The sequence below is a fragment of the Clostridium collagenovorans DSM 3089 genome (assembly GCF_900130005.1).
In the GTDB taxonomy this organism is placed as follows: domain Bacteria; phylum Bacillota; class Clostridia; order Clostridiales; family Clostridiaceae; genus Clostridium_D; species Clostridium_D collagenovorans.
In genome coordinates this window covers 153,142-169,467 of record NZ_FQXP01000006.1, presented here as the reverse complement: position 1 = coordinate 169,467, position 16,326 = coordinate 153,142, and the positions used below count along the sequence as shown (strand labels likewise).

The following is a 16,326-nucleotide window of genomic DNA, read 5'->3' as shown; positions in this document are numbered from 1 at the left end:
AAGGAGTTGAATAGTTTGAAAACCATAAAAAAACCATTAATATCAACAAAAAAGAGTAAATTTTTAAGATTTTTAGGACTATTTTTAGGAATTACGTTATTTTTAATATTAGTTTTTTCTGTTACATATTTTCCTATAGTCAATAAACCGAATAAGGAATATAAAAACGCTATAAAAACTATTAGTGAGGTCATTAGTGATACTAATCATAAATGTAGCTCCTATAAATTAAGTAACTCCATAGAGGAGGAAAAATTAAAAGAAAATATACCACAGTTTATATCAAAATTAAAGGAAGCAAATAGTACTATAACTACTATTTCTATACCCTCAAATTACAGAGATGATCATAAAAACTTGCTTACCGGGCTAGATAACAACATTAAATTATATCAACAAATGTTAGCTATTTTAAGTAACCCTAAGAGCAATGATTTAACTGAATCACTTAATGACTTTAAAGGTTATCTTCAAAGTACAAGAAATTCTTATTTTGTAATAAACGATAGCATGTATTCCGTAAAGCTAGATAAAACCTTTAATGACTTTACTAATGACTTTATAAATTATACTAACCATAAGATAACAGAAAATACTCAAAACGCTAATTTATTAGAAAAACAGTCTAAATTTATAAATAAATTTGACTCAACACTAAATAGTTTTCAAAAACTTCTATCTGACAGTGATTTAAAATACTCATTATCTAGAATACATCAAGATAATTATGACTATACAAATATTTTAAAGGAGATTAAGGATTTAAAATCAAGCTTTGAAAGCTTCTCCGAGGAATTTGATAAGATAACTTTTCCTGAGGAAGCTAAATCCTTGCAAGAAAAATCAACTTCTTTAAAAAGTAATTTGAAAACTCAAATTGAAAATTTAGATTCCTTAATTACCTCTGAGTACACTGATGTTTTTAATGCATCTTCAGAAAAAAAGGCTAAAACTATACAACAGCACTATGAATCTTTATATACAGAAATAAATGAACACTTGAAAACTTTAACAAGTTCTTTTGATTCTCTTAGTTATGAATTTATCTCCTATAGAAGTAAATTTATTTAAGAATTATCATAACTTTAAAGTTATTTTGTATATTTCTAATATTTTTGAGTACACTAAGCGTAATTATATTATAATTACCAAGGAGTGTTACTATAATGTTATATAAAAAAAGTCTCATAGTTAGCTTAATATTAATGAATTTATTTTTAATATTCCCTTCTAAAGAAGTTGAAGCTATCTATAGCAATGAAGAAAGTAAAAGTTTATACTTAGATACAACTGAATCTGTAAATGTGTTTAATAATAGTGGAATATACCTTAATAAAAAGGATATAGATTTAATGGCTAAAATTGTTTACGGTGAAAGTAGAGGAGAACCTTACGAAGGAAAGGTAGCTGTAGCTTCTGTTATTTTAAACAGAGTTAAAGATTATAGATTTCCTAGCACCGTATCAGAAGTTGTAAAATTTCCCGGCGCATTTTCTTGCGTTATTGATGGAGAAATAAATGTTACCCCTAATGATGAATGCTATTCAGCAGTATACGATGCAATAGCAAGTGAAGAACCTTATGTAAAATGTACATTCTTTTATAACCCAGCCATAGCAACCTGTGACTGGATGAGCAACATCAGAAAGGAGAATGTAACTCAAATAGGAAACCACGTTTTCTTTGAAGTGAATTAACCTAAATAGTAGATAATATATAAAAATAATTTAATATTAAGCAAAAAAGGATGCCATAGCTTAAAACTATAGCATCCTTTTTTTATTACTTCTTGTTTTACATATCCGTTAAAGCTACTATCTTATAGTATTTACTATTACTTCTTAATAAATTTCGCTCTTAGTTCTACTATAATCTTCTTAAAGTGCTTACTTCTTATATGTTTTAATTTTTATCTCTCTTATCTGTTTCCATCTAAATATGAAACTGCACTTAGTGCTGCAACTAATCCTTCTCCTGCTGATTTTATATATTGATATGGTTTACCAACACAATCTCCAGCAGCAAAGCATCCCTTTAAATTAGTTTTCATACTTCTATCAACTTTAATATGACCATCCTCTATTTGTAAACCTGGAACAAGTTGACCTGGAGAAACACTATCCTTTAAAACAAATATTCCATCTGTAATAAGCTCTTGTTTAGACAGCACCAATTTATTTACATGATCATCACCAAGAATCTCTACTGGCTTATCTTCTACTATTTCAATATTTGAATTTAATTTATACTCACCTGTATACATAGGTACATAATAAAGCTTAGCTGCAAGTTCACTAACATAGTTAGCTTCCTCTTCAGCCTCTTTATTGTATCCTACTACAGTTACAACCTTACCCTTATATAATGGAGCATCGCAAGTAGCACAATATCCTACACCTTTTCCTAAAAACTCTTCTTCACCCTTTAATGGTTGAGAATAAGACATACCTGTAGCTAATATAACTGTCTTAGCTTCATACATTTTCTCATTTACCATTAAAGCAAAATAATCACCCATTGAGTATATTGCATTTATTCTTTCAGGGGTTAATTCTACACCCATAAACTCTAAATGCTTCTCAAATTCACCTTTAATTTCTGCTCCTGTCTTGCCATAAAATCCAAGATAATTATTAACCTTAGGCGCCTTAAGTAACTTTGTAGTTAAATCTTTGCTTCCAAAAAGTATAAAGCTTTTATTTCTTATTTTCGCATTTATAGCGGCTTCTAATCCAGCAGGGCCACTTCCTACTATAGCTATATCATATCTTTCCATAATATCACCTCTAAATTTTATATTTCCAATCAATTCATTATTTATCTTATGTAACTTTTTATATTTTACTTATCTTCTTTTACTTTTCTCTATATTTTAAAATATTAACCCTTTTCCTTCTTGCTTCTTCTTTATCTTATGAAATCTATTCCCTTGCCTCTCATAGCTTTTCTCTATTTTTTTAACTTCTTAGTTCTTTTACTTATGATATGTATCTTACTACTAATATACACATTATTATATTAACTCTAGAATTTGTATTTTACTTCATAATTAACAAAATGGTATGTAGTTTATGCTACATACCATTTTAAATATTAAACGTGCTTACTTACTAAATCTACAATTTCACTTTTAGGTCTAAACCCAACAATTTTATTTTTTATGTCCCCATCCTTAAATACCATAAGTGTAGGTATACTTGCTACTCTAAACTGTTGTGCTAAATTAGGATTATCATCTATATTAATCTTAACAAATTTAACGTTTTTCATTTCTGATGATATTTCTTCTAAAACTGGCGCTAACATTTTACAAGGACCACACCATGATGCCCAAAAATCTGCTACAACTACTTTATCTTCACCTAAAACTTCTTGAATAAAATTATTTTTATTTATTTCTAACATAATGAAATACCTCCATTAATATATACCCCTACAAGGTATTATACTAATAATATATACTAAAGAATAAAAATGGTCAACGTTTTTAAAAAATATTTACAAAATATACCTAGTATTTTTTTCCTTAACCTATTAGGAAAATAACAATAGCTGGAGCTATATAGTACATTACCTTAATAGTATTTACAGCTTGTTTTCTACTATAGGTGTTTTTTTCATTAAAACTCTCCCTCTTATTACTTTCCTTACAAATATATTCAGTTTCTTTTTCTTTAATGTCTTTTATTAAAGATTCTAGATATAACTCCTCTTCTAAAAACATCTTGCACATAGGACATTCATCTCTATGTTGTTCAAATTCTAACTTAAGTTCCTCTGAAAGTTCACCATTTATATATTTATGCATATAGTTTCTAAAATTTACACATTCCATTTATGGTCCCCTCCATTTCTTAATACTTTTAACTTAACATATAAAGCAATAATTATTAAAGTAACTAATGTTAAACTATTTTTGTTAGACTTATCCTTAGTTTAAATATTGAACCGGTTATTCACATCTATTGCCGTTTTATATATTTATATATTTATTGTATATTAAATTTTCTTTATTTTCCATATATTTGTACAATTTTACTTGTTCTTTGCTATTGTTTTTTCTTATGAGCCTTATTGAGTTTTCAAATGATAATATATATTATTTAGTATTTATTATTTATATAGTAACTCTTTCTTCTATTTGCTTTTTAATAAAGATTCACTTATCATGAAATTTTCGCATAAATATAGAATTTATGAATAATTTTTCAAAAATATAAAAATGCCACTTATATAAAAATTTAAATATAGTTTTAAAAATTAGGCAGGAGTAACCTACTTTTAATTTACTCCTGCCCATAAATTCTTCTCTTTACTATTTTAATTCACTCTTAGGCTTCTTTAAAAATTTCCTTCTTAACTTTACTCAAAAATATGGTTACAGCTAAAAGATCTGCCGTTCCCCCTGGACTTATTCTTCTAATACTAAAATCCTTATTAACTTCTTCTAACTCTCTTAAGAATTCCTTATCGCTCTCTATTTCTAAAAGTCTTTTTCCTAATGCATTTACTTCTTCTATAACTTCTATATTATGTCTATGTAATAAGGTTGAGTCCTTGCAGTGTCCCATTAAATAAGCAAGAGTCCTTAATATTCTCACATGTTCTTCTTTGTGTTCATTAGCTTCATACACCTTAAGTGCTCCATCAAATACAACACTTAATCCACTCTCTACCTCTCCACGTATACCTTCTATACCATAATTTATATATAACTTTTCTCCATAAGTTAATTTTCTCCCTAAATTAGTCTCAATGATTTCCACCTCATGAAACTTCTCATATAAATTCTTTATTTCTCTTAACTCATTAGAAACTATACCCCTTGTCATGGTTTTTATATTTTCTTTTATACTATAAAATCCTGTATTCTCATATAAGGCTTTAGCAGTATTGGCTAAGGTTATACCCATTAAGAAAATCATTCCTTTATGTGTATTTATGTTTTCAGTTTTCTTAAACATATCCCTTTCTGCCTCTATGCCTATTTTCCGTATAATACTAAAAATATTCTTTAAGTTTTCCTTGCTAAATCCACTTTCTGCAAAGAATATCATGTACTTGCTTAATACAGCAGTGCTTTTTAAAAAGGTATAGTAATCCATATCTTCATGGGCTCCATTAGATACAGGAGACACTAGCCCTGGTGAAGGGTATACTGCAACTTCATACATCATTGCTTCCGTAGCATACTCTCCAAGGGTATAGCTTAAGAAATTATTAACCTTAATATTTTCCATGTTTAACTCCTATACTTACAATATTGCTCATACTTGTTCTCTATAAATTTAATAACATCTTCTATATTATGCTTTCTACTTCTAACGCAAATATGTGCTTCCTCATCACATAAAAAACATCTTCTTGCACTATATCCTAAATCTCTTCTGCTTATTCCACAGCTATTTTCATCATATACGTCAATATCAACACATCTTCCAAGCTGATGAGTTTCTTCTATTGAAATTGCCATACCCTTTAACTCCTTAGAGTCTAAGTCCACAACATGTATAATTATAGGACCTTCCCCCTCATTAATAAAAGTTGTGTAAATAATCTTTTCATTTAATATCTCCAGTATTAGTTCATTTATAAACTCAACAATATTATTAGAAATTTCATTGTCCTTATCTATTCCTGGCATATTAGCTCTAAGTACAAGCATTGGAAGCTTATACTCCTCTTGTAACTGTCTTTGTAGCTCTACCCTTTTCTCTCTAGCTTCTAATATCCTCTCTAAACCCTTCATAGCACTCTCCTAATGAACAGAATTACTCTTCTTTATTTTTTCAACTATTGATGCTGCACCCTCACTTTTTAGGAAGTTATAAGTTACCTCTGGTACCAAATCCCTTATATCCTCTACTTCCTTCTTTTTAATTATGTCTCTAACCATAGAAGCACTTATCTTAACCCCATTTTCACTTTTTCTTTCAATTATCTCTAGTTTAACACCATAGGACTTTAATACTTCCTCTAGAGTTTCATTATAAGCTCTTGTTACATTACAATAAGGCTCTTCTCCTACAAACCTTTTATCTATATTTAAACCTCTACAAAAATGCTTTCCAAAAATATTAGCATCCAAAGATGTAAATCCCTTTAACACCTTACTTTCTTCTCTTAAAAAGTACGTTGGGAAAGTAGCAGAGGATATTATGTACTCTCCTCCTGGTATTACTGTGACATTTTCTAAATCCTTTACACCTTCTTTTACTAAGTTATACCTAACCTTAAATGGGAATAAAGATTTATCCTCTTCAACTATAAATACTAAAACTTGCTCTGAGTTTTTAGCTGCTGTTTCTATAAGATATCTATGACCCTTAGTAAAAGGATTGCAGTTCATTACTAAAGCTGAATGTTCTTTATTAGTATCAATATTGTATTTCTTCTTAATTCTCTCTAAGTATCTCTCAATATTGTCCATACCATTTTCTAAAAGCACTACACCTTCTCCTTCTGCTATGAACTTATATCCTATATCCTTAAATAAATCTAAATTATCAGGCTTTGTAAAAATAAAGCTGTGATAAACTCCTTCTTCAAAAAGCTTATCATTTAAAGCCGTAATTAATTTATTAGCTATTCCTTCACCTTGTAAGTCCTTAGCTATAGCAAAACACTTAAATACATTTTTACTTTTTGATGCCGTAGCCTTAATTTCATCTTGAGCTCTTATTGCCACTGTATAATCTATATTTTCATCTAAATTCAAATCAAATCCTTTTAAAAATTCTTTGACTTCTATTATATCTTTTTCATTATTTAAGCTAATTTTTTCTATATTTAAATTATAATCCATGATTTCACCTCTATAAAATAAATCTTACACCTAGTATATCACTAAGTTCATTACTATATATTGACTTAATTATTTAAGTTTACATTATTTTTTCTCCATATTCCCTCATATTTTTGCACAAAAATACATATGTTAATATAAATTATAATTTTTTTCCTACTATAAAAGTAGAATTTTTTCGTTTTTTGTCTTATACTATATTTTAGGATACTTCTTTGTTAAAAATTATTAAAGTTGAGGTGATTTTCTTAAGAATGAATATAAAATCAAAATTAATAATAAGTTACATATTCTTAATCACGTTCTCATTAACAGTATTAGGATTTATAATAGGTAGCTACTCTGAAAATGCAATTTTCAAAGAGGTTACTGAGAAAAGTGATACTATTGTAACTCTCTTAGAAACTACTGTTAGTGTTAGAGATAATCTATTATCTGAAAGTTTGGAGTCTAATGTTAACTTAGCTGAAAAACTTATCAGTAGTTATGGAACTCCCTCACTGAATTATGATGAGCTAGCTACTATAAACGGAGTAGATTTACCTACTTTATATATAGGTGGTACTAAAATTTTTAAAAATAATGAAGTAATCCAAAGCATTTCGGATTCAACTAATACATTTACTACGTTTTTTGTATTAGATGATAATGATCTAGTTCCTATAAATTGTAGCTTTAATGAAAGTTACTTGAATTATCCTTGCTCACCTAATACTCATTCCAGTGAACTTTTAAAAAGTCTTTTAAGCAATAAATCTTATTATGGAAAAGTAAAATTAGGTGATGAATGGTTCTCTACTGTGTATCATCCCTTAGTCAATGATAAAAATGTTGTTATAGGAGCATTTTCATTAGGATATAAATACTTAGATGAGCACTTAGAAAATACTCTAAGATCTATACAAATAGGAAATACTGGATATGTTTATATTATGAACAGTGCAGGAGATTTAATTAGTCATCCATATATGAAAAATCAAAATCTTGCAGCGGAATCCTTTGTTAAGTCTATAATAGAGCAAAAGAATGGGCAAATAACCTATGAGTTTGAAGGTGTTACAAAGGTTTCTTCCTTTAAATATTTTCAAGATTGGGATTGGTATATTGTAAGTGTTAATACTTATGCTGACTTAAAAAGACCGTCTTACTTCATGTTATGTCTAACCATCATGGTTGGTATTGTGGTATTTATAATAGGCTCATTAATTGCTTATATTTTAGCTAATACCTTAGTACAACCAATCAATAAACTTAAGGATTGTATAGAAGAGGTAAGCAACGGTAATTTAAATGTTAGAGCTACCGTAGATTCAAAGGATGAAATAGGAGTCCTAGCTTCTAGCTTTAATCATATGATTGCAGAAAATCAGCGACTAGTAGATGAGGTTGTTCAAAATGATAAGGTTAAAACGGAGTTCTTTGCCAATATCTCACATGAGTTGAAAACTCCATTAAATATAATCTTCTCAACAGCGCAATTATTTAAATTATATACTGAAAATAACGACTTAGAATTAGATAAACATAAGTTGATTGGATATACTGGCACTATTAAACAAAACTGTTACAGGCTTTTAAGACTTGTAAATAACTTAATTGATTTAACTAAAATTGAATCTGGTTTCATGGAATTAAACCTTAAAAATGAAAATATAGTTGATGTAGTTGAAACAATATCACTTTCAACTGTAAACTATGTAGAATCTATGGGTAGAAGTATAATCTTTGATACAGAGATAGAGGAAAAATTAATGGCCGTAGATGGTGAAAAAATGGAGCGTATAATTTTAAATTTAATTTCTAACGCTACTAAATTCACAAAACCTGGAGATGTAATTGAGGTTAATATTTATGATAAAGATAAGAGTGTGGATATTTGCATAAAAGATACTGGTTCTGGTATACCTCCAGATAAGCTAAACACTATCTTCGAGCGATTTAAACAAGTTGACCCTCTATTAAGTAGACGTCATGAGGGTAGCGGAATTGGATTGTATCTTATAAAATCTCTTATTGAATTACATGGCGGAACTATTTCCGTTACAAGCGAATTGAATGTAGGTACAGAATTTACTATTTCTTTACCTGTTATGCTTACAGATGATGATGATAACTCAGATGGACCTTCTACTTATACACATACTAATAAAGTAGAGAAAATTAAAATAGAGTTCTCAGATATCTATAACTAAATAAATAAGTGATCTTAATATACGAGATACTTTCATTTATATCTCAAATATTTGTAACTATATATAGTTTAATAATTAATCTTTTTTCTATCTTAAATATGATGTTCATTATAGAAGAAAGTGAACTATTAATAGAAATATATAATATTAATTAGAACTTATGTAACTTAAAAGGTACTGCTACAAAATAAACTTTTGAAGCAGTACCTTCTCTTATGCTTAAAGCTCTTAGTTATACTTAAGTTAGTTTAAGAGAACTTTATGTCCACCTTTTCAAAGCCCATAGAGTACAACATTTCTCTTACTAAAACAGAAATTTTACTATTAGACTCTTCAACATAACCATCCTTAAGTAATTGAGTCTCTTTATTTTTTTGATCCTTAGCTATTTCATCAATTACTTCTTGCGTTGATAGTTTATTAAATATTGTCCATTTCTCATCATATACAGTTAAATTATTCATATCCACTACACTATCTAAAATTGCACAATTATTTAAATCAATACTTACATGGCTTAACTTTCTATCTATGTCTATCTTAGCTTTGCTTAAGTCAGTTCCAAATTTAACATATCCATTATACTGAAGCAAAAAGGATTTTTCTGTAAAAGGTATCTTTAATTTATCAAAACTTAAATGCTCCTGAATTCCAACAACAGAGGTGTAATTATATTTTAATGAAGATATCTCTGATAATTCTTCTAGCTTATTTGCTATGGTGCTAGATGTATTTTCAATTTTCTGCTGTGTTTTAAACTTAAGCATAAAACTAAAAACAGAAATAGCCATAACACATACTAAAATAAGCACAAAAATATTTCTTAAAGGTATCTTTTTATATTCATTACTACCCTCATCCCTACTCCTCTTGCATTTTTTCTTATATCTCCTACCAATCATAACTTAATCCTTCCAATTCATAACCTACAAAACTTTTCTTAATTTTTCGGCCTTAACTTCTTTTAATACTTTATTCTTAGCCTCATCAATTATTATTAATTGTAGATTTTCATTAATACTTTTTACAAACTTCCCTTTTGTCTTACTTCCTATTATATTTACAGATGTTCCTAATTTAAGCACCTTTATGTCCTTGCTGTTGCAAAACTTACATTCTCCTGATTCCTCAAAAACTCTCTTACATTGATTACAATAATAATATTGAGCTTTCATCTTATATTTCCCCCTTATTATTTATAAGAATTTATATGTTTCCATCACTGAAATTATGAGCTAAATCTTCCTCAAACAATGAACTTTTTTAATTTTTCTTATAAAAAATACTCTGGTTGAAAACTTTGAATAGCTTTTTTTCTAGGCATGTCTACTACTGAGTAAAACTTATATGAAGAAAAAGCAACTAAAGCTATTCCTATTATTATATAAGCGCATCGAATAATAACATTGCTAGGCATTATTAATGGAACTATAAGAACACCTAATAAATTAAATACTCCATGCAAATATATATTAGACCATATAGATACTGTTCCCTCATATACAAAGCATAATAACAATCCAAGTAAGAAAGTATATATACCTTGTACTACATCCATATGACATATTCCAAAAATCAAAGCCTGTATAACAGCACTAATCTCGAAACTTAAGCCTCTTCTAAGTTCAATAAATATTAATCCTCTAAAAACAATTTCCTCAAAAATAGGGATAACACACACTAATAGTACTACACTGAAAATTTTATACCCATTACTAGATATATTAGTTAGTACACTGTTATAAGCAGATCCCTCTCCTTTAAATATAGCCATAATTGAACACGCTATTAAACTTAAGCCTACTGCCATCATTGTAATGTAACCTAGATGTGTTTTTTCAAACTTATTAAAACAAAATCTCTTTATAAACTTTTCCTTTTTTATTGAGAAAACCATTTTGTACATTATTAGTGAAAAAACATAGGATATTATTATTAGTATAAAAATATTATTATTTATTATGCTCTTAAGCTCATTTGGAGAATTGCCTAAGAAAATACCAAACAATCCTACAAATACTCCTACAACACCAGTCATGAGAATAGCAATTAAAATATATAATAGTATGTTGAAAAATATTTTTATTCCTTGCTTCATATCCTCCCCCCTTACCTTTTTTAAAAATTTCTTGTTTCACTATATAATCAATTGTCTATATTTAATGATGTATACTGATTTATATGCCATTTTTATTTTTTATATGATATTTTATATACTTTACTTAAAGTACCCTTTGATTTTATTGACTTGTATTTGTTTTCTATATATAATCATATAGTAAAAGTTAATAATCCTTTTCATATCATGAGGGAGTAGCTGACACGTGAATGTGTAACAGGGTCAACATGCTGGTATAGTAATATACCTGGCTCTGTTTTAAATAGTGAGACTTATGTATAGCTTTGCTATACATAAGTCTCTTTTATTTTGGTTAAAACCTCATTTTAAAAAGAATACTAAGTAAAAAAGCTCAACTAAAAGAGGGGGAAAAATAATGAGTATTATTTCAATTTTAGCCATTGCAATAGGATTAGCAATGGACGCCTTTGCAGTATCAATAACTAGCGGTATCTTAATTAAAGAATTTAAAAATAGGCATGCTTTTAAAATTTCAGCATTTTTCGGAGTTGCTCAAGGTGTAATGCCATTAATAGGATACGCCTTAGGATATAGCTTCAAATCATACATAGAAAATATTGACCACTGGATAGCCTTTGTAATGCTTGTATTTATAGGTGGTAAAATGATTATAGAATCTAGAAAATCAGATGATGAAAAAGAAAATTTTAATCCGCTAAACAACAAAGTACTTATAAGTTTAGCAATAGCTACAAGTATAGATGCTTTAGTTGTAGGAGTTGGATTTGCATTTTTACAAGTTTCCGTTATACCATCTTGTACAATAATCGCTGTAGTTACATTCTTAATTTGTTTCTTAGGTGTATTTATAGGTAGGAAATCTGGAGACCTTTTTAAAAGTAAAGCTGAATTAATAGGTGGAGTAATTTTAGTCATCATGGGAATTAAAATATTAATAGAGCACTTGTTTTTTTAATAGCCTTTAATATTGTAGATATATCTAAGAAGTTTTGGCTCTATTAATTTTCCTAATAGTATAGAGCTATTAAATCCTGATTCAAAAATACTAACCATAATTGATAAGGATTTAATAAAAACTTCTTAGATATATGAACCTACATTATAATATCTTACTATACTTTATATTACTTCATTTTTTATTATATCTTCATAGCTTTCTCTTTTACAGATAACCCTTGCTTCTCCATTGTTTATCATTAAAACCGGTGGTCTTGGTATCTTATTATAATTACTAGCCATGGAATATCCATAAGCTCCTGTTGACATTATAGCTAATATATCTCCACTTTCAACCTTTGAAAGACTAGTATCATTTAATAATATATCACCTGATTCGCAGCACTTTCCTGAGATTGTAACCTTCTCAACTTCCTCTGAAACCATTCTATTGGCTATAATGCTCTCATATTCTGCTCTGTATAACGCTGGTCTTATATTATCTGTCATTCCACCATCAACTGCTACGTACTTTCTTACCTCAGGTATTTCCTTAATAGTTCCTATTGTATATAAAGTTACTCCAGCATTTCCTACTATTGATCTACCTGGCTCTATTGTTAAGGTAGGTAAATCCATATTAAGCTCCTCTGCAACTAACTTTGCTTTATTTAATATGGCTTCTGAAAATTCTTCTATACTCTTAGGTGTATCTCCTTCTTTATAATATATTCCAAAGCCTCCACCTAAATCTACCTCTTCCATGCTATAGCCTGTTTCTTGCTCTAAGCTATGAACTATATTCAGCATCACATCTACTGCATCTTCATAGGGCTGTATATCAAAAATTTGAGAACCTATGTGACAATGTAGTCCTGCAAAATTTATATTTTCAAGTTCTATAGCTTTTTTAACAGCCTTCAAGGTATTATTATTTAGCATAGTAAATCCGAATTTTGAATCTACTTGACCAGTTTTTATATACTCATGGGTATGAGCCTCTATGCCTGGAGTTATTCTTAAAATAACTCTTTGAACTTTACTCTTTTCTTTAGCTATCTTATTTATAAGTTCCATTTCGTAAAAATTATCTACTACAAAGGTGCCTACCCCTAAGCTTATCCCCATTTCAATTTCACTTATAGTCTTATTATTTCCATGAAAATATATTTTTTCTAAAGGAAATCCACTTCTATATGCCGTAAATAATTCTCCACCTGAAACTACATCTAGGCATAAACCTTCCTCATGTACTAAATTACACATTGCAAGGGTCAAAAATGCCTTTCCAGCATAAGCTACTTTATTTTTACCATTACTAGAAAAACTCCTTAAATATCTTTTACATTTATCCCTAAGTTGCTTTTCATCCATTAAATAAACCGGTGTACCATATGTCTTTGCTATATTCTTAGCACTAAGTCCACCCACATACAACTCATTATTAATCATTTCCATTGATCCAAAAAGTTTCATATGGCATCCTCCTATTATTTACTTATATCAAATTCTTTAGCAACTAATTTAATGGCTTTTAACTCATCACTTCTTTTTATAGCACATGTTATTCTAATTTCAGAAGTTGTTACCATCTTTACCTCAATATCATTATCACTAAATAATTTGAAAATTCTTGCTGCAACCCCTGAAGTTGTTTTCATTCCTATACCAACAACTGAGAATTTAGTTATATCTTCATCAAAGGTAATTTGAGTGTCATTAACATATACTTTAATTATTTCCATACACTCTTCTAGTTCATCCTTAGGTATTGTAAAGGAAATATTCACCTTATCATCTACAGGTGATGTTTGACTTATCATATCTATATTTATTTTTTCTTCTGCAATACTATTAAATAAATTAGATATAATATTTACGTTACTATTTATATCCTTTAAAGTTATTGCTATATCCTCATTGCTAGTAGCTATTCCTGTTATAGGTTTACTTTCCATGTACATGTTGTTCATTATTAATGTCCCCCTTATATCTCCTGTACTTAGCCCAACATAAATTGGTATATCATACTTACTTGCAAGTTCTATTGATCTTGAGTGCATAACTTGAGCACCTAAACTTGCTAGTTCTAGCATTTCTTCATAGTGTATGCTATCAAGTTTTAAAGCACCCTTAAGTTTTCTTGGATCTGCACTATATATACCATCAACATCTGTATATATTTCACAACTTGCCCCAATCTTACAAGCTAGTGCAACAGCAGTGGTATCTGAACCCCCTCTGCCAAGTGTCGTTATATCTCCCTCACTATCAATCCCTTGGAAGCCTGCAACTATAACAATCTTTCCTTCCTTCAAGCTTTCCTTTAACCTATTTTCATCTAAATCCTTTATAAGCGCCTTTCCGTGATTATCAGTGGTTTGAATCTTAAGTTGGTACCCAGTATAACTAACAGATTCATACCCTTTTTCCTTAATTGCCATAGCTAATAAAGAACTAGAAATAATCTCTCCTGTAGATAAAAGAGCATCTAACTCCCTCTTATCTGGACTTGAACTTATTTCATGAGCTAAATTAATTAAATCGTCCGTTGTATCACCCATTGCAGATACAACTACAACCATTGAATCTCCATTCTCTTTTCTTTTAATCAATCTTTCTGCAATTTCTTGAATTTTTTCTATGGTTGAGACAGAACTCCCACCATATTTTTGTACAACTATTCCCATATAGTCACCCTCTCTGTGTAAAATTTATAGTTTATCCCTTAACTTAAAAAATCTATAATAATTTACCTAGAGAGTTTTTGTTACATTAGGTTCATAATTATCCAAATTTAAAAATAATTCAGATAAAAAATAAATGCAGCAAAGGAACACCTTTGCTGCATTAAAATCGTAAATTTAACACGCTCTCGTGACCCTGTAGCTCTCCACTTACTTAAGTGACAGCCATACATATCTTATACATATAGCCAGAGTAAAACCTTGCTAACTTTTTACTCTTCGGCCATAATTCCTTTCTCTATTACTCACAGTTTAGCCAACTCATAATAGATACTCTTAATTACAGCACCTCTACCCTAGGTAAAATATTTTGTTATTTCGTACTATGATATCATCAAAATTTGTATATTTCAATATAAATTTACTAAAAATATAAAAAGTTTAATTTTATATTATTATTTACATAACTTATTTTCTATTGTACCAAGCTTGTAATAAATATGCTACATTTTTTATAATTATTCTTAATTTCTTTAAATGTTAACAGAATATGTTCTTGTGTTAATTTTATTTAAAATAGTAATATATTGAATATAAATTTATAGAGTTATATAATTCAATTATCAATTTTATACTAGTAACGAAAATATAAGTTTATATATGTTGTAATTAAAAGCTACATTCTCACACTTTATTCTCTAATAAAGTTATGAAATATAAGTACAAATGTAAGTTTTAAATACAATATATGTGCTTTTGGAGGGAAAAATGATTAATTTTTTAAAGGGTATTGCCATAGGTATAGCAACTTTGATTCCAGGTGTAAGTGGCGGAACAATGTCTATAATATTAGGTATATACGATGATCTAATTCACGCTATAAGTTCTTTTTTCAGTGATATTAAAAAACATACTACCTTATTACTACAAATAGGTTTAGGAGCTTTATTAGCCTTTGCTTTATTTAGTAATATAATTAAGTTTTTATTAGATAAATTTCCTATGGAAATAGGCTTCTTTTTCTTAGGGGTTATAGGTGGGGGAATACCTCTACTTTATAAAAAGGCAACTAAACAATCTAAGAGTTCTACGGATTTAATTTACCTTATAGTAGGCTTTTTACTTATACTATTAATGTCTGGAGATACAGCAACTTCAACCTTTACTGGTAACTCTCCATTAGTTAATGCACTTTTCTTAGGTGTAGCTGGATTCGTTATTGCTGTAGCTTTAATTTTACCAGGAATAAGTGGCTCCTTTATGCTTCTTACCTTAGGTATTTATGATATGACAATTGAGTCTATTACAACCTTTAACGTACCATTTTTAATACCTCTTGGTATAGGTGTAATTATAGGTACCCTAGCAACCACAAGAGCAATAGAAAAATTAATGCAAAAGTACCCAAGTAAAACCTATATGCTTATACTTGGTTTTGTAGCTGGATCCATATTATCAGTTTTCCCAGGTATGCCAAGTGGTTTAGCTTGGATTACATGCCCTATTGTAGCTATCATAGGATTTATATTAATATTTTATATGGGTAAAAAAGCTTAAGCTTATTAATAATTAAAATATATCTATTTGAAATGTATATAGCTGTTT

At 28.7% G+C, this 16,326-nt stretch carries 16 protein-coding genes and 1 riboswitch; of the genes, 5 read left to right on the top strand and 11 right to left on the bottom strand.

Features of this window, described 5'->3' with window-relative positions; translation table 11 throughout:
- Positions 1-15: 15 nt before the first annotated feature.
- Both BUA48_RS08990 and BUA48_RS08985 read left to right on the top strand, forming a co-directional pair.
- Positions 16-1,071: a hypothetical protein gene (locus BUA48_RS08990; protein ID WP_072831724.1), complete on the top strand. Its 1,056-nt coding sequence runs from the start codon at positions 16-18 to the stop codon at positions 1,069-1,071.
- Between the two features lie 95 nt (positions 1,072-1,166).
- Complete coding sequence (locus BUA48_RS08985; RefSeq protein WP_072831723.1) at positions 1,167-1,697, top strand: cell wall hydrolase; 531 nt, start codon at positions 1,167-1,169, stop codon at positions 1,695-1,697.
- Positions 1,698-1,918: 221 nt separating this feature from the next.
- Here the strand turns inward: BUA48_RS08985 and BUA48_RS08980 are convergent, their stop codons facing one another.
- From BUA48_RS08980 to citC, 6 genes are all read right to left on the bottom strand, one after another.
- Positions 1,919-2,779 (bottom strand): NAD(P)/FAD-dependent oxidoreductase, encoded by an 861-nt coding sequence (locus BUA48_RS08980; protein ID WP_143147699.1) that lies wholly within the window; start codon positions 2,777-2,779, stop codon positions 1,919-1,921.
- 314 nt (positions 2,780-3,093) lie between these two features.
- Positions 3,094-3,408: a thioredoxin gene (gene trxA, locus BUA48_RS08975; protein WP_072831721.1), complete on the bottom strand. Its 315-nt coding sequence runs from the start codon at positions 3,406-3,408 to the stop codon at positions 3,094-3,096.
- 118 nt (positions 3,409-3,526) lie between these two features.
- Entirely contained in the window at positions 3,527-3,835 is a 309-nt protein-coding gene (locus BUA48_RS08970) for an anti-sigma factor family protein (protein ID WP_072831720.1), read from the bottom strand.
- Between the two features lie 496 nt (positions 3,836-4,331).
- Entirely contained in the window at positions 4,332-5,240 is a 909-nt protein-coding gene (gene citG / locus BUA48_RS08965; protein ID WP_072831719.1) for a triphosphoribosyl-dephospho-CoA synthase CitG, read from the bottom strand.
- Between the two features lie 2 nt (positions 5,241-5,242).
- Positions 5,243-5,749, bottom strand: a complete 507-nt coding sequence (gene citX, locus BUA48_RS08960) for a citrate lyase holo-[acyl-carrier protein] synthase (protein WP_072831718.1) — start codon at positions 5,747-5,749, stop codon at positions 5,243-5,245.
- 9 nt (positions 5,750-5,758) lie between these two features.
- Positions 5,759-6,805: a [citrate (pro-3S)-lyase] ligase gene (gene citC / locus BUA48_RS08955; protein ID WP_072831717.1), complete on the bottom strand. Its 1,047-nt coding sequence runs from the start codon at positions 6,803-6,805 to the stop codon at positions 5,759-5,761.
- 254 nt (positions 6,806-7,059) lie between these two features.
- On the opposite strand from citC, the gene BUA48_RS08950 reads away from it, so the two are divergent.
- Positions 7,060-8,997: a Cache 3/Cache 2 fusion domain-containing protein gene (locus BUA48_RS08950; RefSeq protein WP_072831716.1), complete on the top strand. Its 1,938-nt coding sequence runs from the start codon at positions 7,060-7,062 to the stop codon at positions 8,995-8,997.
- Positions 8,998-9,245: 248 nt separating this feature from the next.
- Here BUA48_RS08950 and BUA48_RS08945 read toward each other — a convergent pair whose 3' ends face one another.
- The 3 genes from BUA48_RS08945 to BUA48_RS08935 form a co-directional block, all read right to left on the bottom strand.
- The gene (locus tag BUA48_RS08945) at positions 9,246-9,899 is read right to left on the bottom strand and encodes a DUF4230 domain-containing protein (protein ID WP_072831715.1); all 654 of its coding nucleotides are present in this window, start codon (positions 9,897-9,899) and stop codon (positions 9,246-9,248) included.
- Positions 9,900-9,923: 24 nt separating this feature from the next.
- On the bottom strand, positions 9,924-10,172 hold the full coding sequence (locus BUA48_RS08940; protein WP_072831714.1) for a hypothetical protein: 249 nt from the start codon (positions 10,170-10,172) through the stop codon (positions 9,924-9,926).
- A gap of 98 nt (positions 10,173-10,270) precedes the next feature.
- A complete protein-coding gene (locus tag BUA48_RS08935) occupies positions 10,271-11,095 on the bottom strand; it encodes a CPBP family intramembrane glutamic endopeptidase (protein ID WP_072831713.1) in 825 nt (274 codons plus the stop codon).
- 397 nt (positions 11,096-11,492) lie between these two features.
- Between BUA48_RS08935 and BUA48_RS08930 the strand changes: the two genes are divergently transcribed.
- Positions 11,493-12,053 carry a manganese efflux pump MntP gene (locus BUA48_RS08930; RefSeq protein WP_072831712.1) on the top strand — a complete coding sequence of 187 codons (561 nt, stop codon included), beginning with the start codon at positions 11,493-11,495 and terminating at the stop codon, positions 12,051-12,053.
- Between the two features lie 164 nt (positions 12,054-12,217).
- Here the strand turns inward: BUA48_RS08930 and lysA are convergent, their stop codons facing one another.
- Both lysA and BUA48_RS08920 read right to left on the bottom strand, forming a co-directional pair.
- The gene (gene lysA, locus BUA48_RS08925) at positions 12,218-13,510 is read right to left on the bottom strand and encodes a diaminopimelate decarboxylase (protein ID WP_072831711.1); all 1,293 of its coding nucleotides are present in this window, start codon (positions 13,508-13,510) and stop codon (positions 12,218-12,220) included.
- Positions 13,511-13,524: 14 nt separating this feature from the next.
- Positions 13,525-14,724, bottom strand: a complete 1,200-nt coding sequence (locus tag BUA48_RS08920; protein ID WP_072831710.1) for an aspartate kinase — start codon at positions 14,722-14,724, stop codon at positions 13,525-13,527.
- 188 nt (positions 14,725-14,912) lie between these two features.
- A riboswitch (Lysine riboswitch) is annotated at positions 14,913-15,083 on the bottom strand.
- 406 nt (positions 15,084-15,489) lie between these two features.
- On the opposite strand from BUA48_RS08920, the gene BUA48_RS08915 reads away from it, so the two are divergent.
- On the top strand, positions 15,490-16,278 hold the full coding sequence (locus BUA48_RS08915) for a DUF368 domain-containing protein (protein WP_072831709.1): 789 nt from the start codon (positions 15,490-15,492) through the stop codon (positions 16,276-16,278).
- Positions 16,279-16,326: the final 48 nt, after the last annotated feature.